The organism is Ruegeria sp. HKCCA4633 (genome assembly GCF_013034605.1).
GTDB lineage: Bacteria > Pseudomonadota > Alphaproteobacteria > Rhodobacterales > Rhodobacteraceae > Ruegeria.
This window is the reverse complement of the sequence record NZ_WQGJ01000005.1, coordinates 227003-249280: the sequence shown is the minus strand read 5'-3', so window position 1 is coordinate 249280 and position 22278 is coordinate 227003. Positions and strand designations below refer to the sequence as shown.

Annotated in this window: 21 protein-coding genes; 11 read left to right on the top strand and 10 right to left on the bottom strand. The window is 58.7% G+C overall.

The genetic code is table 11. The features are described 5' to 3' along the window. Window positions 1-4 precede the first annotated feature (4 nt). On the top strand, window positions 5-937 hold the full coding sequence (locus tag GOV85_RS14280) for a glyoxylate/hydroxypyruvate reductase A (protein ID WP_171179245.1): 933 nt from the start codon (window positions 5-7) through the stop codon (window positions 935-937). A gap of 2 nt (window positions 938-939) precedes the next feature. Here GOV85_RS14280 and GOV85_RS14275 read toward each other — a convergent pair whose 3' ends face one another. From GOV85_RS14275 to GOV85_RS14250, 6 genes are all read right to left on the bottom strand, one after another. Next, window positions 940-2955, bottom strand: a complete 2016-nt coding sequence (locus GOV85_RS14275) for a M3 family metallopeptidase (protein ID WP_171179243.1) — start codon at window positions 2953-2955, stop codon at window positions 940-942. A 75-nt stretch (window positions 2956-3030) separates the two neighbouring features. Next, window positions 3031-4080 carry a molybdopterin-synthase adenylyltransferase MoeB gene (locus GOV85_RS14270; RefSeq protein WP_171179241.1) on the bottom strand — a complete coding sequence of 350 codons (1050 nt, stop codon included), beginning with the start codon at window positions 4078-4080 and terminating at the stop codon, window positions 3031-3033. Continuing rightward, window positions 4080-4535, bottom strand: coding sequence for a dUTP diphosphatase (gene dut / locus GOV85_RS14265; RefSeq protein WP_171179239.1), 456 nt, complete (start codon window positions 4533-4535; stop codon window positions 4080-4082). Before dut ends, GOV85_RS14270 begins: the two co-directional genes overlap by 1 nt. A gap of 15 nt (window positions 4536-4550) precedes the next feature. Then, window positions 4551-5747, bottom strand: a complete 1197-nt coding sequence (gene coaBC, locus GOV85_RS14260; RefSeq protein WP_171179237.1) for a bifunctional phosphopantothenoylcysteine decarboxylase/phosphopantothenate--cysteine ligase CoaBC — start codon at window positions 5745-5747, stop codon at window positions 4551-4553. A gap of 63 nt (window positions 5748-5810) precedes the next feature. After that, complete coding sequence (locus GOV85_RS14255) at window positions 5811-6635, bottom strand: ChaN family lipoprotein (protein WP_171179235.1); 825 nt, start codon at window positions 6633-6635, stop codon at window positions 5811-5813. Continuing rightward, window positions 6632-7510 (bottom strand): RNA polymerase factor sigma-32, encoded by an 879-nt coding sequence (locus GOV85_RS14250; protein ID WP_171179233.1) that lies wholly within the window; start codon window positions 7508-7510, stop codon window positions 6632-6634. Before GOV85_RS14250 ends, GOV85_RS14255 begins: the two co-directional genes overlap by 4 nt. 100 nt (window positions 7511-7610) lie before the next feature. Here GOV85_RS14250 and cobU point away from each other — a divergent pair, with 100 nt between their 5' ends. The 4 genes from cobU to GOV85_RS14230 are packed head-to-tail and all read left to right on the top strand — an operon-like array spanning window position 7611 to window position 11212. Continuing rightward, window positions 7611-8132, top strand: coding sequence for a bifunctional adenosylcobinamide kinase/adenosylcobinamide-phosphate guanylyltransferase (gene cobU, locus GOV85_RS14245; protein WP_171179231.1), 522 nt, complete (start codon window positions 7611-7613; stop codon window positions 8130-8132). Continuing rightward, window positions 8129-8707, top strand: a complete 579-nt coding sequence (locus tag GOV85_RS14240) for a histidine phosphatase family protein (RefSeq protein ID WP_171179229.1) — start codon at window positions 8129-8131, stop codon at window positions 8705-8707. Before cobU ends, GOV85_RS14240 begins: the two co-directional genes overlap by 4 nt. Before the next feature lie 58 nt (window positions 8708-8765). Beyond that, window positions 8766-9650 (top strand): glutathione S-transferase, encoded by an 885-nt coding sequence (locus GOV85_RS14235; RefSeq protein ID WP_171179227.1) that lies wholly within the window; start codon window positions 8766-8768, stop codon window positions 9648-9650. A gap of 47 nt (window positions 9651-9697) precedes the next feature. Then, the gene (locus GOV85_RS14230; protein WP_171179225.1) at window positions 9698-11212 is read left to right on the top strand and encodes a YifB family Mg chelatase-like AAA ATPase; all 1515 of its coding nucleotides are present in this window, start codon (window positions 9698-9700) and stop codon (window positions 11210-11212) included. On the opposite strand, the gene gshB is transcribed toward GOV85_RS14230, so the two are convergent. The 3 genes from gshB to rsmI all read right to left on the bottom strand — a co-directional run bounded on the left by gshB (window position 11209) and on the right by rsmI (window position 13433). Then, window positions 11209-12141: a glutathione synthase gene (gene gshB, locus GOV85_RS14225; protein ID WP_171179223.1), complete on the bottom strand. Its 933-nt coding sequence runs from the start codon at window positions 12139-12141 to the stop codon at window positions 11209-11211. The genes GOV85_RS14230 and gshB overlap by 4 nt on opposite strands. A gap of 61 nt (window positions 12142-12202) precedes the next feature. After that, window positions 12203-12574: a YraN family protein gene (locus GOV85_RS14220; protein ID WP_171179221.1), complete on the bottom strand. Its 372-nt coding sequence runs from the start codon at window positions 12572-12574 to the stop codon at window positions 12203-12205. Window positions 12575-12578: 4 nt separating this feature from the next. Continuing rightward, the gene (rsmI, locus tag GOV85_RS14215) at window positions 12579-13433 is read right to left on the bottom strand and encodes a 16S rRNA (cytidine(1402)-2'-O)-methyltransferase (RefSeq protein WP_171179218.1); all 855 of its coding nucleotides are present in this window, start codon (window positions 13431-13433) and stop codon (window positions 12579-12581) included. 88 nt (window positions 13434-13521) lie between these two features. Between rsmI and GOV85_RS14210 the strand changes: the two genes are divergently transcribed. The 3 genes from GOV85_RS14210 to murJ are packed head-to-tail and all read left to right on the top strand — an operon-like array spanning window position 13522 to window position 19011. After that, window positions 13522-14694 carry a penicillin-binding protein activator gene (locus GOV85_RS14210; RefSeq protein WP_171179216.1) on the top strand — a complete coding sequence of 391 codons (1173 nt, stop codon included), beginning with the start codon at window positions 13522-13524 and terminating at the stop codon, window positions 14692-14694. Further along, entirely contained in the window at window positions 14654-17473 is a 2820-nt protein-coding gene (locus tag GOV85_RS14205; RefSeq protein ID WP_171179214.1) for a [protein-PII] uridylyltransferase, read from the top strand. Before GOV85_RS14210 ends, GOV85_RS14205 begins: the two co-directional genes overlap by 41 nt. Beyond that, window positions 17470-19011: a murein biosynthesis integral membrane protein MurJ gene (gene murJ, locus GOV85_RS14200; RefSeq protein ID WP_171179212.1), complete on the top strand. Its 1542-nt coding sequence runs from the start codon at window positions 17470-17472 to the stop codon at window positions 19009-19011. The genes GOV85_RS14205 and murJ overlap by 4 nt, the downstream gene beginning before the upstream one ends. Here murJ and GOV85_RS14195 read toward each other — a convergent pair whose 3' ends face one another. Beyond that, on the bottom strand, window positions 19012-19698 hold the full coding sequence (locus tag GOV85_RS14195) for a rhomboid family intramembrane serine protease (protein ID WP_171093608.1): 687 nt from the start codon (window positions 19696-19698) through the stop codon (window positions 19012-19014). Between the two features lie 86 nt (window positions 19699-19784). Between GOV85_RS14195 and trpS the strand changes: the two genes are divergently transcribed. From trpS to GOV85_RS14180, 3 genes are all read left to right on the top strand, one after another. Beyond that, a complete protein-coding gene (gene trpS, locus GOV85_RS14190; RefSeq protein WP_171179210.1) occupies window positions 19785-20813 on the top strand; it encodes a tryptophan--tRNA ligase in 1029 nt (342 codons plus the stop codon). A gap of 59 nt (window positions 20814-20872) precedes the next feature. Next, a complete protein-coding gene (locus GOV85_RS14185; protein ID WP_171179208.1) occupies window positions 20873-21736 on the top strand; it encodes a branched-chain amino acid aminotransferase in 864 nt (287 codons plus the stop codon). A 77-nt stretch (window positions 21737-21813) separates the two neighbouring features. Next, the gene (locus GOV85_RS14180) at window positions 21814-22269 is read left to right on the top strand and encodes a universal stress protein (protein ID WP_171179206.1); all 456 of its coding nucleotides are present in this window, start codon (window positions 21814-21816) and stop codon (window positions 22267-22269) included. Window positions 22270-22278: the final 9 nt, after the last annotated feature.

Genomic DNA, 22278 nt, shown 5'->3' with positions numbered 1-22278 from the left:
CACGATGCCCGCTAACGTCCTGTTTTCCGCACGCTCTGCTCTGTGGCCCGTGTACGAACCGCTGCTGACTCAGTACTTGGCTGACGCAAAAGTCGACGCGCGGCTCAGCACGGAATTTGAACCGGATCAGGTCGACTATGTCGTTTATGACCCCAACGGCGGAGTACACGATTTCACACCCTTCACCCGTCTGAAAGCTGTACTGAGCCTTTGGGCTGGTATCGAGAAAATCGCGGACAATGAAACGCTGACCGTCCCATTGGCGCGGATGGTGGATCACGGATTGACGCAGGGCATGACTGAATGGGTGGTTGGGCACGTGCTACGCTACCACCTAGGAATAGACCGGCACATCCTCGTGCAGGATGGCGTCTGGGAACCGGAAGCGCCGCCATTGGCAAAAGAGCGTATCGTCTGCATTTTAGGGCTGGGCACGTTGGGCGAGGCCGCGGCCCGAGCCCTGACTGCGCTTAACTTTCAAGTCACCGGTTGGAGCCGCACCGCCAAAGACATCCCCGGCGTGACCTGCTTGCATGGCTCCGAAGGGCTTCGCCAAGCGCTTTCTCAGGCTGAAATCGTGGTACTATTGCTGCCCGATACCCCCGCCACGGAAAACGCGCTGAATGCCGAAACGTTGGCCTTGCTGCCTAAGGGCGCACGGATCATCAACCCGGGACGTGGCCCGCTGATTGATGACGACGCGCTTCTGGATGCGCTGAACTCTGGTCAGGTTGGGCACGCAACGCTGGACGTGTTCCGTGTCGAGCCCTTGCCCGAATACCATCCCTACTGGACACATCCGAACGTGACTGTGACCCCTCACATCGCGTCTGAGACCCGCCCGGTCACAGCCGCGCAGGTCATTTGCGAAAACATCCGACGTGGCGAAGCCGGTGAGCCCTTTGTGCATTTAGTGGATCGCACGCTGGGTTACTGAATTCAGGCCGCGATCAAGCCGCGGCCTTTCAACAGGGCGTCCACGCCTGGCAATCGCCCCCGGAACGCCAGATACAGGTCTTCCGCCTCTCGCGACCCGCCGGTGGACAGGATGTTGTCTTCCAGCGCCTTGGCGCGTTCGGTATCAAAGGCACCGCCCGCCTCTTCAAAGGCGGCGAAGGCGTCAGCATCCATCACCTCGGACCACATGTAGCTGTAGTAGCCCGAGCTATAGCCATCACCGGCAAAGACATGGGCAAAGTGGGGCGTGGCGTGGCGCATCCCGATGGCATGCGGCATCCCGAGGTCCGCCAGAACTTCGGCCTGTTTTGCCATCGGATCTGCCGGGGCATCCCCATCATGGAAGGCCAGATCAACAAGGGCCGAAGCAACATATTCCACGGTCTGGAACCCTTGATCGAAATTAGCGGCTTTCAACACTTTCTGCAGCATCTCCTGCGGCATTGGCTCGCCCGTTTCGGCATGGGTCGCAAATTCGGCCAGAACCTCGGGCACTTCCAGCCAGTGTTCGTAAAGCTGGCTGGGCAGTTCGACAAAATCACGCGCGACCGAAGTGCCCGAGATGCTCTCATAGGTCACATTCGACAGCATCTGATGCAGGGCGTGTCCGAATTCGTGGAACAATGTCCGCGCGTCGTCATAAGACAGCAGCGCCGGATCACCCTTGGCAAAGTTGCAGACATTGATCACAACCGGCGCCTGATCTTTCGGGAACTTCGCCTGCGCCCGCATCGCGCTGCACCACGCACCAGACCGTTTCGATCCCCGCGCAAAGTAGTCACCGATGAAAACGGCAATATGCTGCCCGCCACGTGTGACTTCCCAGGCCCGGCAATCCGGGTGATAGAGCGGAACGTCCAGCGGCGCGAATTCCAGCCCGAACAGACGGTTTGCGCAGGCAAAAGACGCCTCGATCATACGATCCAGTTGCAGATAGGGTTTCAGGGCCGCCTCATCCAGATCGTGTTCCGCCTTGCGCCGCTTTTCGGCGTAGTAGCGCCAATCCCAGGCTTCCAGCGGACCGTTGATGCCGTCTTCCTGCATCATCTGCGTCAGGATCTCGGCGTCAGCATCGGCACGGGATTTTGCCGGTTCCCACACCTGCATCAACAGTTCACGCACGCGGTCCGGTGTGCGGGCCATTTCGGTTTCCAGCTTGTAGTCGGCGAAACTGTCATAGCCCAGCAGCTTGGCGCGTTGCTCACGCAAACCTAAAATCTCGGCAGCGATGTCGCGGTTGTCAGTGTCGCCCCCATTGGCACCGCGAGCTGCCCAGGCGCGATAAGCCTTTTCGCGCAGGTCCCGACGAGGTGAGAATTGCAGGAACGGTACAATCAGCGACCGCGACAGGGTCACCACTGGTCCCTGTGCCTCTTTCTCTAGCCCCGCAGCGCGGGCTGCATCCAGGACGAAATCTGGCAGGCCCTGCAGATCCTCTTCGGTCAGGTCCATGAACCAGTCCCTCTCATCTGCCAACAGGTTTTGAGTAAAGGACGTCCCCAAAGAGGCGAGGCGCGACTTGATCTCTTGCATCCGTGTATCGTCTTCCCCTGCCAGCGCTGCGCCAGCACGCACGAAACCGCGATGGGTCAACATCAGCACACGCGCCTGTTCTTCGGTCAGGTTCAGATCATCGCGCCGCGCCCACAGGTCGGCCACGCGTTTGAACAGCGCCTTGTTCGAAGAAATGCCGGAAAAATGTGCCGACAGTTTGGGGGAGAACTCTCGCTGCAACTCTTCCCGTCTGGGATTGCTGTCTGCCCCTGCAACCGTGAAAAAGACCGACAGAACCTTGTCCAACTGCTCGCCCGCAGCCTCCAAAGCCTCAATCGTATTGCCAAAGGTCGGAGCGTCAGAATTCTCGGCAATCGCAGCGATCTGATCGTTATGCGCCGTCATTGCCTGATCCAGCGCCGGGGTAAAATCATCGTCCGAAATTTCGGCAAAGGGAGCAATTTCAAACGGGGTGGTCCAGCTGGACAGGATCGGGTTGGTCATTCGGATCTCCTTTGACCCTATAGCTAAGTCGCCTAGGCCGGGTGTTCTAGAACCCACAGCCTGCGTAAAGAAAGGTTAATCGTTCGCGGTGCCGCAGACGGGGCAATCGGCGCGACGGGTCAGGGTAATCTTGCGGCTTTCGCCGTACAGAGCGTCATAGATCAACATCTCGCTACGCAACGCCATGCCCGCGCCCGTGATCACCTTGATCGCTTCGACCGCCATCATCGACCCAACAACGCCGGGCAAGGGGCCGATCACCCCAGCCTCGGAACAGGACGGGGCCAAGCCTGGGGCCGGTGCTTCGGGGAAAATACACTGATAGCAGGGGCTGCCGTTGGCCGGGTCAAACACACTCAGCTGCCCCTCCCACTGCGACAAGGCCCCCGAGATCAAAGGCTTGCCAAGCGCGACGGCCGCGCGGTTGGCAAGATAGCGCGTGTCAAAATTATCGGTCCCGTCAAGAATAAGATCGAAATCGGCAAACAGATCGGCCGCGATCTCATCGTTCAACCTGCGATGATAGGGCAGAACCACCACGTTCGGGTTTTGCGCCTCCATCGCTTGTTGGGCCGAAAAGACCTTGGGCATCCCGATATCTGCGTCACGGTGAATGACCTGCCGTTGCAGGTTGGCGTTCTCGACGATGTCGTCATCTATGACGCCGATTGTGCCCACCCCGGCTGCTGCCAGATATTGCAAAGCAGGGGCCCCCAAACCACCCGCGCCAATCACCAGCACCCGTGCTTTTTTCAGCTTTTTCTGCCCCGGACCGCCCAATTCGCGCAATACGATGTGACGGGCATAGCGGTCCAGCTCGGTCTCGGTAAATCGGTCGGAGGGCATGGTAGGTTCCTGATCTGAAACGGACTCTGCGCGATTGCGCAGGGCTTTCAGCACCCTTCCATACACCAAAACAATCGCGCCGAAACCCACAAGGATCAGCCACATTGCCGCCGAGCCGCCCGTCGCCTGACGCAGCGGATGCCCGTCTGGCAAGATCAGATGAGACAGGATCACTCCGGCCAAAAGCACACTGACCGAAACCACACGCGCTGTTTTTGACGTGCCGGCGATATAGCCAACACCCCAAAGTCCTGCGGCCAGAACAAAAACCAGCAGCATCAGCCGCGCCCGGTTGAGCCAAAGCCGCCGGACCCGCGACCAGTTTCGCCCAATTCCTCAGCCAACTCGAAGGTGGCCTGCACGACAGGCGCGACCACCAGTTGCGCGATGCGCTCACCATGGGCAATTTCGAAGCGGTCCTGACCTGCGTTCATCACGATCACGCCCAAAGGTCCGCGATAATCACTGTCGATGGTGCCTGGCGTGTTGGGCAGTGTAATCCCGTGTTTCAGCGCAAGGCCCGAGCGGGGACGGACCTGAACCTCGTACCCCTTGGGAATTTCGATACGCAGGCCAGTTGGCACGAGCGTGCGTTGGCCAGGTTCCAACACGATAGGGGTGCCACCTGGCAAGTTGGCGCGCACATCCGCCCCGGCAGCACCAGCCGTTTCGTAAGACGGAAGCGCGACAGCGGGGTCTGCACCGTCTTCTCGGATCACTCGAATTGCAACCATGCCCATGCCTTTCCTTCAGCCTGCCAATGCGTCCGCGATCTTTGCCGCCAGACGCCGGGCAACTTCGTCCTTGCCCAAGCGCGGCCATTCTTCGGTGCCACTGCCCGAGATCAGAATGACCGCATTCTCGGACCCACCCATGATGCCGGTTGCCGGGCTGACATCGTTCGCAACGATCCAATCGCAGCCTTTGCGAAGGCGCTTGGCGGTGGCGTGTTCAACCACATCGTCTGTTTCAGCCGCAAAACCAACCACCAGCGGCGGGCGGCCCACTGCCAACTGGGATACACGTTTCAAAATGTCCGGGTTTTCGGCAAATTCCAGAACCGGCAGGCCATCTCGGCTTTTCTTCAGTTTCTTGTCCGATGCGCTTGCCACACGCCAATCCGCGACCGCCGCCGCGAATACACCCGCATCGACGGGCAGAGCGGTATCGACCGCGTCAGACATCTGTTGCGCCGTCTCAACGGGTACGACCTGTACACCTGCCGGAGGGGGCACGTCGGCAGGGCCAGTGACAAAAATCACCTCGGCCCCCAAATGCGCCAGTGCCCGCGCCACAGCAGCACCCTGCGCACCGGACGACCGGTTCGCGATATAGCGCACCGGATCAATCGGTTCATGCGTCGGGCCAGACGTCACCAGCACGCGTTTGCCAGCCAAAGGTCCCGCAGTCAGCTGTGCCTCAATCGCCGCGACAATTTCCAGCGGTTCAGACATGCGTCCCGGGCCGAATTCGCCGCAGGCCATGTCACCCTCATTTGGCCCGACAAAGCGTACCCCATCGGCTTGAAGCTGCTTGAGGTTGCGTTGCGTGGCCGGGTGGTCCCACATCCGTACATTCATCGCGGGCGCGCAAAGAACGGGCGTGTCCGTCGCCATCAAAAGGGTCGACGCCATATCGTTGGCCAACCCAGAGGCCATCTTGCCCATAAGATCTGCCGTTGCGGGGGCGACAACGATCAGATCGGCCGAGCGCGACAATTGAATATGCCCCATCTCGGCCTCATCGGTAAGATCGAACAGATCGCGATAGACTTTCTCTCCGGCCAACGCAGACACTGACAAAGGCGTCACAAATTCTTCCGCTGCACGGGTCAGAACCGGTGTCACAGCAGCCCCACGCTCTCGCAGCCTGCGGATCAGATCCAGCGACTTATAGGCCGCAATCCCGCCGCCGATTATCAGCAGAATACGTTTGGATGACAGCATGTTCAGCCCTTCCTGTGCCGGTCGGCCCTGACATTAGGCAAGGCCAGCAGGTAGTTCCAGCGATTAATTCTGCACCTGAAACGCCGCACAGGGGTCTTCACGCTCTATCGACGGGCTGTCGATTACCAAGTCGAAGTCGCCATCGATAATGCCATCTTCGGATTGCCCTACCGCAACCACTTTCCATCCTGGCTGAAGGCGCGCAAGATAAGTCGGGATACCCCGATCTGTCCGCGCGTGGCCATTGCCTGTGATCACCGCAACCGGCCCTCCGGTTTCCTCCATGGCGCGCACCACCGCACGGGCCAAAACCGCATCGCGCAAGCGTTGGATCGCAACCATCTGCGGCAGCATTTCAACTGGCAAAGCATCGCAATGAGCGGCCAGTTGATCCGCCTCCCGCGCGGATTGTTCCTCGGGCGACAGCGGCACGGTCAGACCATACCGTGCCGCGTCTGCGCCCAAAGCCGTCGCCGCACCGCGTTCCATCGCTGCGCGCGCAGCTGTGCGGGGCACCATTGCCCCATAGACGGGCGCACTTGAGGCTTGGAAAACCGGGTAATACATACTGAGCGGAGGCCACCCGCTTTCGGCCCATTTAAGGATGCGCCCCAGTTCATCAGGGTCAGACACTGCCTTTTGCGACAGCCGCTGAGCACCCTCTTCTGTCACCATCTCCCATACAACGGCCGAGGGTGACAGCGCTTCAAGTGCTTCGGCCTGTATGTGGTGGTGCCTGGGGTTGTCATGTACTTCGCCCAAAATCACCACATCGACGCCCCGCATCGCTGTCAGAACGTCATCAGGGATCAAATCCTTCGCCGCGCCTGAACGCGCGGCGAAAACCGTAAGGCCAAGAACACACACAAGAATCGCAACATGTTTCATGCGATGAAGTGTTGCACCTCGCGCGACTGGGCTTCAAGGTTCTTACGCATTTTTGAAAACGCCGCGGCTTCTAGTTGGCGCACGCGCTCCTTGGACAATCCCAGTTCATCGCCCAAGCTCTCCAACGTTCTGGCGGGTTCGCGCAACTTGCGTTCGCGCACGATGAAACGTTCGCGGTCGTTCAGCGCATTCATCGCGGTCAGCAACCACTCGCGCAGTTGAGCTGTGTCATGGCTGTGCTCAACAGAATCCGCAGCCTGTTCGCGATCATCCTCTAACGCATCGATCCACTCGCGCCCGTCTTCGTCCGCAGACTGAACCGCGTTCAGCGAAAAATCCGAACCGGACAAACGCCCTTCCATCATTTCCACGTCGCGCAGAGGAACGCCAATCTCGGTAGCAATCATCTGATGCAGCTGGTGTCGATCCAACTCCAAGCCTTCGGTCGCCGCCTCACGCTCTAGCCGTGCCTGCACCCGCCGCATGTTGAAAAACAAGGACTTTTGGGATGAGGTGGACCCAGTCCGCACCATGGACCAGTTCCGCATCACATAATCCTGGATGCTCGCCTTGATCCACCACACGGCATAAGTCGAAAAACGCACACCACGGTCCGGGTCGAACTTGTCTGCCGCTTTCATCAGGCCCAACCCGGCCTCTTGAATAAGATCATTCATCGGCGCGCCATAGCGTTTGAATTTGGCTGCCATCGAAATGGCCAGACGCATATAAGCGGTAATTAGACGGTGCAAAGCCTGTTCATCACGGTCATCCCGCCAGGCGTACGCCAGTTTGAGTTCTGTTTCCGCATCCAGCAGCTCGGCCTTCATCGCTTGCCGGGACATCGAAAAGTCTGTCGCATTATCCAGTGCCATAAACCTCTCCCCTGTTTTGCAGGCGCTGGCCGGACTTGCTTTGCCGACCTATGACCTTTACGCAAAACAGCACCAATCGGATCAACTAAAGGTAAGAATTGTGTCTCCAGATTTAACCTTGGTTCTGGGTGGAGCCTCCTCGGGCAAGTCGGTTTTCGCTGAGGAACTAGTTGTTTCCGCTGGGAAAAGCCGCGTTTACCTCGCGACATCACAAGTGTTTGATAACGAGATGCGCCAGAAGGTTGATCGCCATCTCGTGCAACGCGGCGACGGCTGGAGCACGGTTGAAGAACCCCTTGATCTGGGGCCGGTTCTGGCCCGCTTGTCCCAAGATCAGATTTGCCTGATTGATTGCGCTACAATGTGGCTGAGCAATCATCTGCTGGCGGACACGGATCTGGAAACGGCACAGACCAACCTGCTGGATGCCCTGAACGACTGCCCAGCCCAGGTTGTGATTGTCTCGAACGAGGTAGGTTACGGGATCGTCCCGGACAACGCCCTCGCTCGTCAATTCCGCGAGGCGCAGGGGCGGCTGAACATCGCCTTGGCGGCGCAGGCGGATCTGGTCGTACAGGTGACAGCCGGATTACCATCTGTTCTTAAAGGCCAATTGCCATGACACGCCTGCATCTTGTCCGCCATGGGCCGACACATGCAAAAACCATGGTCGGTTGGTCAGATCTGCCTGCGGACCTGAGCGACACAGCAGCCTTGAGACGCCTGCATGATCATCTGCCGTCCGAGGCACTTGTGATCTCTTCCGACTTGTCTCGTGCCGTGGACACTGCCTCAGCCATTCAGGGCCCGCGCCGGCGCTTGCCTCATAACCCTGACCTTCGTGAGATTCATTTTGGCAGCTGGGAACTGCGTGGTTTCGCCGATATCGAAGCAGAAGATCCGGAGCTGGCTTTCGCTTATTGGGATAATCCTGGGGATGTCCGCCCTCCGCAGGGCGAAAGCTGGAACGATGTCCGATCCCGGGTCGATGCCGCAATCGACATGCTTTTAGCCGAGTACACGGGGCGCGATCTGGTGATCGTCGCGCATTTCGGCGTGATCCTCACGCAAGTGCAACGCGCTTTGGATCTGGACGGGCAGCAGACCTTTTCGCACCGGATCGACAATCTGTCTGTCACGGACATCGGCTTGGAAGACAACACATGGTCGGTCGGCAAGATCAATCACCTTCCGTGAACTGACCCCGCACAAATCACTGTTTTACTGTGCCACCGGCCTGCGGCATCGTTCAAGCATGACTTATGATTTGTATATCGGTGACCGCCTCTTCTCCAGCTGGTCGATGCGCGGCTGGTTGATGCTTGAGAAGTTCAAACTGCCTTATCGCAGCCACATGATCGGCCTTTATTCGGGCAGCATGAAACAAGACATGGAACCGCTGACCCCGGCCCGACTGGTTCCCGCGCTGCGTCTGCCCGAAGGGACGGTTGTAGGCGAAAGCCTAGCCATGGCCGAGACGCTGGCCGAGCGTCACCCTGAAGCTGGGCTGTGGCCTGCAGATCCCGCAGCGCGGGCAACCGCCCGCTGGCTTTGCGCTGAGATGGTTGCAGGGTTCAGCGCCCTCCGCGGCCAATGCCCGATGCAATTACAGCATGTGTGGCAAGGATTTGCCCCGTCATCCCAGACGTTAGCCGATCTTGAACGGATTGAGACGCTCTGGGCGCACGCGCGGCGTATCTCTGGTGCGCAAGACGGCCCGTTGTTCGGTGATTATTCGCTGGCGGATGTGTTCTATACGCCTGTTGCTGCACGGATCATCGGCTACGGGCTGCCAGTGTCCGAGGCGAACCGGATCTATTGTTTAGACCTCCTGTCGGACCCAGCCGTCAGACAATGGCGCGCAATGGGTATGACAGTTCAATACAATCCATTCCCCTATCCGCAGGAGTTGTCATCAATGCCCTGGCCGGTCGGAGGGGACTCGAACGCCAAACCGGTATCAGGCGGCCCTTCCCTCAACGAGGCTTGTCCGTACTCCGGCAACCCGGTTGCGGATTTTATGGAATTGGATGGCCAATGCTGGGGGTTCTGCAATCCGTTCTGCCGCGACAAAACCGTGGCTGATCCCGGCGCATGGCCCAAATTCACCGCCTTGCGCATGTCCGTTAACGACTCTTAAACCACACCCATGGCAGCAACGTCCTGTTAACCAAGAACAGGACTGCCATGGTCGCCCGTGCACATACCGTTGCCTTCCAAGGGGTCGATGCCCGCCCGGTCGAAGTGCAATGCGCCGTATCCCCCGGCCTGCCCGCCTTTTCCATCGTGGGCCTGCCAGACAAGGCGGTATCCGAAGCCCGCGACCGCGTGCGCAGCGCGCTGAGCGCGATGGCAATCGCCTTGCCCTCAAAGCGGATCACCATCAACCTGTCCCCCGCCGACCTACCCAAGGAAGGCAGCCATTTCGACCTGCCCATAGCCGTCGCGCTGTTGTCGGCCTTAGAGATCATTCCAGCCGACGCCGCAGAAAGCACCGTAGCGTTGGGAGAGCTTTCGCTCGACGGATCTTTGGTCCCGGTGGTCGGTGCTCTGCCTGCGGCAATGACTGCGGCATCTGATGACCGGATGTTGCTTTGCCCCCGCGCCTCCAGCGCCGAGGCGGCATGGGTTGACGCAACGCAGGTGATCGGCGCGGGATCTCTGGGCGACGTTGTGCGCCATTTCTCGGGCCAATCCCCCCTACCAGCCGCACAGCCCGGCGAGGTAAACCTGACGCCCAGCGCGCGGGATCTGCGTGATGTAAAAGGGCAGGAGCGCGCCAAACGCGCCCTGGAGATCGCTGCCGCAGGTCGTCACCATCTGATCATGATCGGAACGCCGGGATCGGGTAAATCCATGCTGGCCGCGCGGCTTCCCGGCATCCTGCCGCCCCTGACCGCAGTCGAAGCTTTAGAGACCTCGATGATCCAGTCTTTGTGCGGTTTGCTGGACGAAGGCGGCATCAATCGCACGCGCCCGTTTCGCGAGCCCCACCATACGGCCTCGATGGCCGCAATCGTTGGGGGCGGCAAAGGCGCGAAACCCGGTGAGATTTCGCTGGCTCATAACGGCGTGCTGTTCATGGATGAATTTCCTGAGTTTCCACGCACCGTTCTGGAAACGTTGCGCCAACCCATCGAAACCGGTGAAGTTATGGTGGCGCGCGCCAATGCGCATGTGAAGTATCCTTGCCGGCTCATGCTAGTGGCCGCTGCCAACCCTTGCAAATGCGGTTATCTGACAGACCCCTCTCGTGCCTGCTCACGCGCGCCGGGCTGTGGCGAGGACTATCTGAACCGCATATCAGGGCCGTTGATGGACAGGTTCGACCTGAGGATTGAAGTACCGCCGGTGGAATTCACTGATCTTGACTTGCCGCCATCCGGCGACAGCTCTGCTACGGTTGCTGAACGGGTCGAAAACGCCCGCGCCATTCAGGCGAACCGATTTCAAGACACCCCACATATGCGCCAAAACGCGGATGCAGAAGGGAAGGTTCTGGAAGAGATCGCAACACCCGATGCAGAAGGTAAAGAGCTGTTGCTGAAAGCGGCAGACCGGTTTGGCCTGTCCGCCCGCGCGTTTCATCGCATTCTGCGCGTGGCGCGCACAATTGCCGATTTGGAAGGATCCGCAAACGTCCACAGATCGCACGTAGCCGAGGCGCTGAGCTTTCGCATCAGCGCCCGGGTCATGGCTTAGATTTTGGCTTCGATGGCCTGCCAGATTTTTTCGGCAATGTTGACGCCGTCAAAGCGCTCAAGCTCTTGAATGCCGGTGGGTGAGGTCACGTTGATCTCGGTCAGATAGTCGCCAATCACGTCGATACCGACAAAGATCTGACCTTTTTCTTTAAGCAGGGGGCCGATGGCCGCGCAGATCTCAAGATCACGCTCTGACAAGCCAATCTTTTCCGGACGCCCGCCTACATGCATGTTGGATCGCGTTTCACCTGCGGCAGGAACCCGGTTGATCGCACCAACAACTTCGCCGTCGACCAAAATCACCCGCTTGTCGCCATTGCTGACGTCCGGCAGAAATTTCTGCACGATCAGAGGCTCACGCGAGAAGCCCGTGAACAACTCGTGCAGAGACGTCAGGTTTCGATCATTGGCATCCAAACGGAACACGCCTGCGCCGCCATTGCCATAAAGCGGTTTGAGGATGATATCGCCATGCTTTTCCTTGAACGCTTTGATCGTTTGCAGATCACGCGCGATCGTTGTCGGCGGTGTCAGGTCAGGGAAATCCAGCACCAGCAGCTTTTCCGGATAGTTACGCACCCAGAAAGGGTCGTTGACCACAAGCGTCTGACCCTTGAGACGATCCAGCAAATGCGTGGACGTGATGTAGTGCATGTCAAACGGAGGGTCCTGTCGCAACCAGACCACATCGAAATCAGCCAGATCAACCTCGCGTTCGGGTCCCAAGACGGCCGGATCACCTGCGACCCGCTGCACTGTCATGTCGTGGCCACGCGCTGTGATGCGGCCTTCCTGATAGACCAGTTGATCCGGCCCGTAGAAAAACAGCGAATGCCCGCGCGCCTGCGCCTCTTCCGCCAGTCGGAATGAGCTGTCGGCGTTGATGTCCACGGCCCCGATCGGGTCCATTTGAAAGGCGATTTTCATGGCGTGTCCCTCAGTTTCACGCCAGATACATGGCCCAGCAGGCCCTGGGGTTCAATGGGGCTTAGGCGTGACCAAAGGCGTTTTCGATGATTTGAACTGCGCCAGACCCATCCACCAGAGCCGCGTCAAAGCGCGCTTCGGTGAGTTGCCCGTTTGGTTCTTTTTCTAGAAACTGAGCAGCCGAAGCGTAGATTCGATCAATCTGTCTGGCGCTGATCCGGGCCGCCGCCTTTTCAAAACTACTGCTTTTCTTGACTTCGATGAACACAAGCCCAGCCCCGTTGCGCGCGATCAGATCGATTTCACCGCCCGGGCCGCGCCAGCGTCTATGCAGAATGGTCAAGCCGCGGCGCTCATAATCCTCAGCAACCCGAAGCTCTGCCGCCTGCCCGGCGTGGTAGGAAACAGAGCCCTGATTTGTCCGCCGACCCATGTCATCATTTTCCCAGTTTCAGAGCTTTCTGGTAAATCGGTCGGCGCGGCAGGTCATACATTTTTGAAACAAGATCTGCCGCATCCCGAACCGAGTGGCTTTCCAACGCTCGCTTCAAAGCCTCTTCTACGTCAGATTCATTAACGCTTTGCGAATGGCTACGATCCACAAGCACAACGATTTCACCTTTGACTGACTTGCCTTGGTACTCCTCGGCCAAATCGGCCAGGGTTGCTCGGCGAATCTCTTCGAATTTTTTGGTCAATTCGCGGCACAACGCCGCCTGACGGTCTGCCCCCAGCACCAAGGCCAGATCTGACAAGCTGGCGGATACACGTTTTGGGGACTCATAAATCACAAGCGTGCCCGGAATGTCCTTCAATGCCTCAATCCGGGCGCGGCGTGCGCCGGCTGCATTGGGCAGAAATCCTGTAAAAAAGAAGGCATCTGTCGGAAGACCCGCCAATGTCAGCGCTGTCAAGGCAGCCGACGCGCCGGGGGCGCAGGTCACCGTGTGCCCGGCCTCAGCCGCCTGCTTGCCCAGATCATAACCCGGATCCGCAATAAGCGGCATTCCGGCCTCGGACGCATAGGCAACCGATTGCCCTTGAGCCAGCGCCTCCATGATTTTGCCGCGCGCGCCTGCACCGCTGTGGTCGTGATAGGCTTGAATCCGGCGCCCCTCGAGCGGGATGCCGTGGATTTCCATCAATCGGCGCAGGCTTCGGGTGTCCTCCGCTGCGATCACGTCGGCAGATGCCAGAACATCCAAGGCCCTGAGCGTAATGTCGCGCGCGGTTCCGATCGGAGTGGCAACAAAATACAGGCCCGCAGTCAATCTGATCTTTTGGAAATTCAAAGCTGGACCCTCACAGCGTGACGTTTATTATCGCGGCTCGACAGAACAGAAGCATTCATAGCCGTCGGATCAGGGAGTTTTCATTTAGATGTTCACCGTTTGCAAGCCCGTTAGCAAGTTGGCGAAAGCCGCCGCTGCCCTGACAACCGCGGCGTTTCTGGCCGCCTGTGAACCCGGCGGCCTTGGGGGTGGACCTTCGATCAATACTTCTGCTCCGGTTCCGGTGGCCCTGCTTGTCCCCAGCGGGTCTGGCCAGTCAGGCGATGCGGCATTGGCGCAAAGTCTGGAAAATGCCGCGCGTCTGGCAATGTCTGATCTGCCCAATGTGACAATTGACCTGCGCGTTTACGACACTGCCGGAAACCCGAACACGGCAACGGCCGTGGCCCAGCAAGCCGTTGCGGATGGTGCCAAGATCATTATCGGCCCGGTCTATGCGCAGGCCGCAAATGCCGCCGGGTTGGCGGTGTTGAGTAACAACGTCAACGTTCTTTCGTTTTCGAACAACACCAGCATCGCAGGCGGCAACGTCTTTGTCCTGGGCCCAACATTCGACAATACGGCCAACCGGCTGGCGAGCTTTGCGGGCAGTCAGGGCAAGGTCAACACGGTGATCGTGCACAGCAACGACGCCGCAGGCCAATTGGGCCAAGCTGCGATTGCCAACGCGCTGGCCAGCAGCCCGGTCAACAACGCCGGCACTGTTGGCTACGACCGCTCGCAGCAGGGCGTTATCAACTCGGTGCCCACAATCAAAGCAACAGTTGATTCGACCGGAGCCGATTCGATTTTCCTAACTGCTACGACGGCGGGTGCCCTGCCATTGTTCTCGCAATTGTTGCCCGAGGCCGGAGTTTCTCAGGCCACGACGCAATTCATCGGTCTGACACGCTGGGATATTCCTCCGCAAACATTGGAACTGCCGGGTGTACAAGGCGGCTGGTTTGCGCTGCCCGATCCGTCCAAGGCACAGGCATATCGCCAACGTTACAACGCGACATATGGCGAAGCGCCCCACCCGATCAGCGGTTTGGCCTATGATGGTATTGCTGCCATCGGGGCTCTGGTCAGCCAAGGCAAATCCGACGCTCTGACCTCTGCGGCCCTGACTCAGAACGCCGGCTTCCAGGGCGTCGGCGGCATCTTCCGTCTGCGTCCGAACGGCACCAACGAACGCGGCCTGGCGGTCGCCACGATCCAGAACAAACAGGTGGTTGTTATTGACCCTGCCCCACAAAGCTTCTCTGGCGCCGGCTTCTGATCAGCCGGGCGTCAGCCCTTTGCCTAAGAGCTCATTAATCTGCCCCGCCGAAGACATCTTCGACAGTGCCAACGTCAACGACGCGCTGGCGCTGGCGTTTGAATCATGCACAGACAACAGCAAAGTACGGGCCGAAACGGTGCGTATCCTGCGCGATGCGCAAAAAGCCGGGCGCGCGGCGATTGCCGAAGCCTTTGGCAAACAGCCTTTCGAGGCCCGCGCACTGACACGGTCCTACACCTATCTGACGGATCAGTTGGTCGGAACGGCAATGCAGGTGTCCAGCACACGCCTGCATCCGCTTGCGACACCCACCCAAGGTGAAAAGATCGCGGTTCTGGCGGTCGGCGGTTACGGGCGTGGGGAAATGGCGCCATCGTCGGATGTCGACCTGCTGTTCCTGACCCCCTATAAAATCACAGCCTGGGCCGAAAGCGTCATTGAATCGATGCTATACATTTTGTGGGACCTGCGGCTAAAGGTCGGGCATTCGTCGCGTACGATCAAAGACTGCTTGCGGCTGGGCTCCGAGGATTTCACGATCCGCACCGCCATGTTGGAACAACGCTATCTGGCAGGCGACAAGGCGCTGGCGGACGATTTGGATCAACGCCTGAAAAACGAGTTGTTCAAAGGGACCGAACGTGAATTCATCGAAGCCAAGCTGAAGGAACGGGACGAGCGGCACCTGAAACAAGGTGAGCGCTACATGGTCGAACCGAATGTGAAAGAAGGCAAAGGCGGTTTGCGTGACCTTCAATCGCTCTATTGGATCGCAAAATATGTCTATGGCGTGCAGGACGTGGCCGAATTGGTTCCATTAGGTCTGTTCACCCCAGAAGAGTTTGAGACCTTTGTTCAGGCCGAAGAGTTCCTGTGGGCCGTCCGGTCTCATCTGCATTTGGTGACGGGCCGCGCCACCGAACAGCTGACTTTCGACATGCAGGTCGAGGTGGCCGCACGCATGGGCTATGAAGACCGCGCCGGTCGCCGCGCAGTCGAGGTGTTCATGCAGCGCTATTTCCGCGAGGCCACCCGTGTGGGCGAACTGACTCGGATTTTCCTGACCAAGCTCGAAGCGCTCCACATGAAAAGCGCACCGTTGCTTGAGCGTATTTTCCGCAGAAGCCCAAGAGTAAAGGCCGGGTACAAAGTGATCCACGGACGTCTGGACGTGGCGGACCCGGAAACATTCCTGCTGGACAAGGTAAACCTACTGCGTCTGTTCGAAGAAGGGCTGCGCACCGGCATGTTGATCCATCCCGACGCGATGCGGCTGGTTAGCGCCAACCTGCATCTGATCGACGATGAAATGCGCAACGACAAAGAAGCCAAACGCATTTTTCTGGATCTGATGCTGAAACATGGCAACCCGGAACGTGCCTTGCGCCGGATGAACGAACTGGGCGTCCTATCAGCCTTCTTGCCCGAGTTCGAACACATCGTAGCGATGATGCAGTTCAACATGTATCACAGTTATACGGTGGACGAGCATACCATCCAGTGCATCGTCAATCTGGCCCAGATCGAACGCGAAGAACTGGTGGAATCCCTGCCTCTTGCCTCTTCGATCCTTAAACGTGGTGTCAACCGAAAGGTGTTGTACGTCGCGTTGCTGTTGCATGACATCGCCAAAGGTCGCCCCGAGGATCACTCGATTCTGGGCGCGCAGATCGCACGCAAGGTGGCCCCGCGGCTGGGGCTGAGCAAATCGGAATCCGAAACCGTTGAGTGGCTGGTGCGGTATCACCTGCTGATGTCAGACATGGCGCAAAAACGCGACATTTCAGACCCACGAACCGTTCGGGACTTTGCCAAGGCTGTTCAGACGGTCAAACGGCTGGACCTGCTGACGGTTCTCACCGTTTGCGACATCCGCGGCGTGGGCCCCAACACTTGGAACAATTGGAAAGCCACATTGCTACGCGCCCTTCATGCGGAAACCAAGCGCGCGCTGGAAACCGGTATGGAAGATCTCAACCGCGCCAATCGCGGGGCTGAGGCAAAGAAAGCCCTACGTGCGGAACTGGCGGGATGGACCAAGGCGGACCTAAAAACGGAAACAGCGCGCCACTATGATCCCTATTGGCAGGGTCTCAACTTGGCGACGCATGTCGAATTCGCTGAGATGCTGCGCGCACTGGAACACGGCGGCGATCCGGGCGCGATGGAAATCAGGCTTGAACCAGACGAAGATCGTGACGCAACGCGAGCCTGTTTTGCGATGGGCGATCACCCTGGCATCTTTGCACGTATTGCCGGGGCTCTGGCTCTTGTCGGCGCAAACGTCGTGGATGCCCGCAGTTACACAACCAAGGACGGATACGTCACAGACGCGTTCTGGATTCAGGACGCCGAAGGACGCCCCTTCGAAGCCGCGCGCCTGCCCCGTCTGACACAGATGATCCACAAGACGCTGCGCGGGGAAGTGGTTGCCAAGGAAGCCCTGAAATCACGCGACAAGATCAAGAAACGTGAACGGGCTTTTAACGTGCCGACCCATATCACTTTCGACAATGATGGGTCCGAAATCTACACGATCATCGAAGTTGATACGCGCGACCGCCCCGGCTTGCTGTATGACCTGACCCGGACACTGGCGGCGGCGAATGTCTATATCGCAAACGCCGTGATCGCGACGTATGGAGAACAGGTGGTTGACGCCTTTTATGTCAAGGACATGTTCGGACTGAAATACCATTCGGAGAGCAAGCAACGCGGGCTGGAGGCGAAGCTGCGCAAGGCGATCACCGAAGGCGCTGAGCGTGCGGCCTCATGAAGCAAATCCGGTTGATTTCGGGCTTTTTCACAGTTGGCTTCTGGACACTCGCCAGCCGCATACTGGGGTTTTTGCGGGAAATTCTGCTGACCGCCCTCATTGGCCCTGGGCCGGTTTTGGACGCGTTTGTTGCAGCCTTCCGCCTGCCGAACATGTTCCGCCGCTTTTTTGCCGAAGGTGCCTTTAACGCGGCCTTTGTGCCCATGTTCTCGAAGCGGCTGGAAGCGGACGAGAATCCGCAGGGCTTTGCGCAGGATGCGTTCAATCTTTTGGCGCTTGCCGTTCTGGCACTGGTCGGACTTGCGCTGATTTTCATGCCCGGTCTGGTTTGGCTGACAGCCGAAGGTTTCTATGGCGACGAACGGTTCGATTTGGCGGTGGATTATGGGTATGTTGTCTTTCCTTACATCCTGTTCATGTCTCTGGCCGCGCTCTTTTCTGGCGTCCTGAACGCAACGGGGCGGTTCGCGGCCGCAGCTGCCGCACCAGTTTTGTTGAACATCTTTGCCTGCACGGCGCTGATCGCCGGAGCCCTATCAGGCGGCGAGGTAATTCGGTGGCTGATCTCAGTGATTCCGGTTGCGGGCGTCGCTCAATTGGCGCTGGTTTGGGTCGCAACCGAACGTGCCGGCATTCGTATCCGGCCCGGTCTGCCTAAACTGACGCCCGAGATGCGCCGTATGGTCCGCATCGCGGTCCCCGCAGCTCTGGCGATGGGGGTCACGCAGGTCAATCTGGTTGTAGGGCAATTGGTGGCGTCGAAAACAGAAAAGGCCGTGAGCTGGTTGTTTGCGGCAGATCGGCTTTATCAACTGCCACTCGGCGTGGTCGGTATCGCGATCGGTATTGTTCTGCTGCCCGACCTGTCGCGCCGTCTGCGCGCCGAAGACAAAGAAGGCGCGCGCAACGCGTTTTCCCGTGCCGGAGAGTTCATGCTGCTGCTGACCCTGCCTTCGACGGTGGCGTTTCTGGTCATCCCGAACCCGCTGGTCTCAGTCCTATTCGAGCGGGGGCAATTCACCACCGAGGATACCACAGCCACAGCGTTGGCCGTTGCCATCTATGGCATCGGACTACCTGCATTCATGCTGCAAAAACTGTTGCAGCCTCTGTATTTCGCGCGCGAGAATACGCGTTCTCCGTTTCACTATGCTGTTGTGGCAATGATCGTGAATGCGGCTTTGGCGTTTGGCCTCTTCCCGTTTGTGGGCTGGATCGCACCCGCCATTGCCGCCTCCACAGCGGGTTGGGCCATGGTCGTTTTGTTGGCCATCGGGGCGCGCAACATGGGAGACGAAGCCCGGTTCGATGACCGGTTCAAACAGCGCGCGGGCCGGATCGTGCTTGCCTCTATCGGAATGGGCGCGGTTTTGTACATGGCGCTTCAGGCGTTTGGGTGGACGCTGGGCGTTCCCGGTTGGCGCTATCTGGCGCTGCTTGTCCTGATTTGTGTCGCGGCGGCCTCTTATTTCAGTCTGGGCCACCTCTTGGGCGCATTCAAACTGTCCGAGTTCAAACGCGCCCTGCGTCGATCCTGATCAGTCGCGGCGTATGCGCCCAACGATACGATCCCAGGCGCCGGGTGCGACAAGGAAAGATACTCCGAAACCGGTGGCAAACCCGCCCAGATCGGCGACCCACTCCCAGTTGCCGCCGAAGATCAGACCAAACAGGAATTGAATGCCCATCAGGACGGCAATGAGTTGAAAAGCCCGCGCCTGATTTGCGCCAACCAAGGATAGTTTGCGCCACAACAACCAGGTAAATGCGCCGATCAGGCCGTAAACCGGAGGAAACCCTCCGATCAGGGGATAGCGGGGATCCAACAGAACGGCATAAGCCAACGCGCCCCCGATCCCTGAGACGACAAAGATCAACAGCATGGGGAAGCCGCCAAACACTTCACCGACCATCTTGCCCATGGCCAGAACGAAGACGCAAACAAACACCGCCTGCGTGAAATTGGCCGAGACAAACGGATAGGTCACGAACCGGATCACATGTTCAAACGGCCAGCGCCCGTTCAGCACCATCCAGTCGAAGATATCCGCCGAAAACGCATAGTGTTGTATCGCGTCCAGCCGCCAGCCGACCGCTGTTGGCCCTCCGACCAAACCGCGCGATCCCAGCGTAAAAGCGAGTTCAATGCCGATGATGAACAGAACCAGCGCCACAACAACGGGCGGCAAAGGGTTCACGGCGGGTGTGTAATGCTCACTGCTCATTGGGCGGGCCTTTCGCGGCTGTTGACGTCCCTGTGCCTCATGGGTAAGCGACGGGGGCTGATTTTTCCAGACGGGAGTTCCCTTCGATGACCGAGACCCAGTTCACGCCGCGCGTGTTTTCCGGCATCCAGCCTTCGGGCGGGCTGACCCTGGGCAACTATCTGGGCGCAATGAAGCGCTTTGTGGATATGCAGGGTGCAGATTTCGAAACCATCTATTGCATGGTCGATCTGCACGCGATCACCACATGGCAGGACCCCGCAGCGCTGTCCCACAACACCCGTGAACTGTGCGCAGGTTTTATCGCGGCGGGCATCGACCCTGAACAGTCGATCCTGTTCAACCAAAGCCAGGTGCCCGAACATGCGCAACTGGGCTGGATCTTTAACTGCGTTGCCCGGATGGGGTGGATGCAACGGATGACCCAGTGGAAGGACAAGGCAGGCAAGAACCAGCAGAACGCTTCGCTGGGGCTTTTTGCCTACCCGTCGCTGATGGCGGCTGACATTCTGATCTATCACGCGACCCATGTGCCGGTCGGTGAGGATCAGAAACAGCACCTTGAGTTGACCCGTGATATTGCGATTAAATTCAACAACGACTTTGGCGTCGATTTCTTTCCCGTTACCGAGCCGGTAATCGAAGGCGCGGCCACCCGCGTCATGAGCTTGCGGGACGGGTCCAAGAAAATGTCAAAATCCGATCCGTCGGACATGAGCCGGATCAACCTGACCGACGATGCTGACGCGATTGCCAAGAAAATCCGCAAGGCCAAGACCGACCCGGACGCGCTGCCGTCGGATGTTGACGGGCTGGGGGATCGCCCCGAAGCACGCAATCTGGTCAATATTTACGCGGCCCTGAACGACCAAAGCGTGGAACGGGTTCTGGCAGATGTAGGTGGCAAGCAGTTTGGTGACTTCAAACCGATGCTGGCCGATCTGGCGGTGGCGAAACTGGCGCCGATTTCGACCGAAATGTCTCGTTTGATGGCAGATCAGGCCGAGATTGACCGGATTCTGGCCCGTGGGGCCGAACGCGCGCGTGAGATCGCAGCTCCGATCCTGCAAAAGACCTACAAAATCGTGGGTATGGTTGGATCAGGAACGCGCTGATTGGGCTGGACCTTCGCCTGACGCGCTCCTAGGGTTTGCCTGAATAACAGGAGGGCGTCATGGCAACCGGCAAGAACATCCGGACCTATTTTGAAGGGCAATGGCACGAGGGCGATGCGCCCATCATGCGCGCAGCCGATCACGGTGCCTGGCTGGGTTCGTCCGTCTTTGACGGCGCACGGTATTTTGACGGCCTTGCGCCCGACTTGCATGCGCATTGCGCACGGGTGAACCGGTCCGCCGAGGCCTTGATGCTGACCCCGACCCTCACAGCCGAACAGATGGTCGAACTGGTACACGAAGGATTGCAGGCTTACGGCCCGGACACAGCTGTCTATATCCGCCCAATGTACTGGGGGATCGACGGGGACCAAACCGCGATCGTCCCTCAGGAAAACAGCACCGGTTTTGCCATTTGCCTGGAAGAGATACCAATGGCACCAGAGACCGCCTCGGTCACACTGACAACGACACGCTTCCGCCGTCCTGTGCTGGAAAGTGCGGTCGTAAATGCCAAGGCCGGTTGCCTGTACCCCAACAACGCACGCATGCTGCATGAGGCACGATCCAAAGGGTTCTCGAACGCTCTGGTTGCTGATGCGATGGGGAACGTGGCCGAAACCGCTACGGCCAACATATTCATGGTCAGAGATGGCGAAGTGTTTACGCCCGCCCCGAATGGCACATTTCTGGCGGGGATCACGCGGGCGCGGCACATCAAGAATCTGCGCGAGGATGGTGTGACGGTTCACGAGACTGTTCTGAGCTTTGAGGATTTTCACGAGGCGGACGAAGTGTTCATGTCCGGCAATATGAATAAGGTCACGCCGGTTACCGCTCTGGACGATACACAATTTCAGGTTGGCCCTATTGCCCGTCGCGCTCGTGGACTTTACTGGGATTGGGCTGCAAGCCAACGCTAGCTCAGCGTTGCGGACGTCTCCAAGTTGCCAGCGCGCAACCTCTGGGGCATGATCCCTGAAACTTGAAGAGGACACCCATGCGTAAGTTTCTAGTTGTTCTGGATGACAGCAGCGAATGCTTGAATGCGATGCGATTCGCCGCAATGCGGGCTGCACATACCGGCGGCGGAGTGACGATCCTGTCGGTGATCCCACCGGACGAATTCAATCACTGGATCGGTGTTGCCGAAACCATGCGTGAGGAAGCGCGCGAACGTATCCATGCACATTTCGAGGTCTTCGCAAAATGGATGCGTGACAAACAAAACATCGAACCTGAGTTGGCCATTCGCGAAGGCGATCCGGTGTCGGAAATCATTGAACATGTCCAATCAGACCCCGAAATCGGCGTGCTTGTGCTTGGCGCAGGCACCGACAAGAAGGGCCCCGGTCCGCTGGTGACACAGTTGACGAAGAATTCGGGCAGCATGCCGCTTCCGATCACTATTGTCCCAGGCGATCTGAGCAAAGAAAAACTGGAAGAGATCACCTGAGGTTCAGAG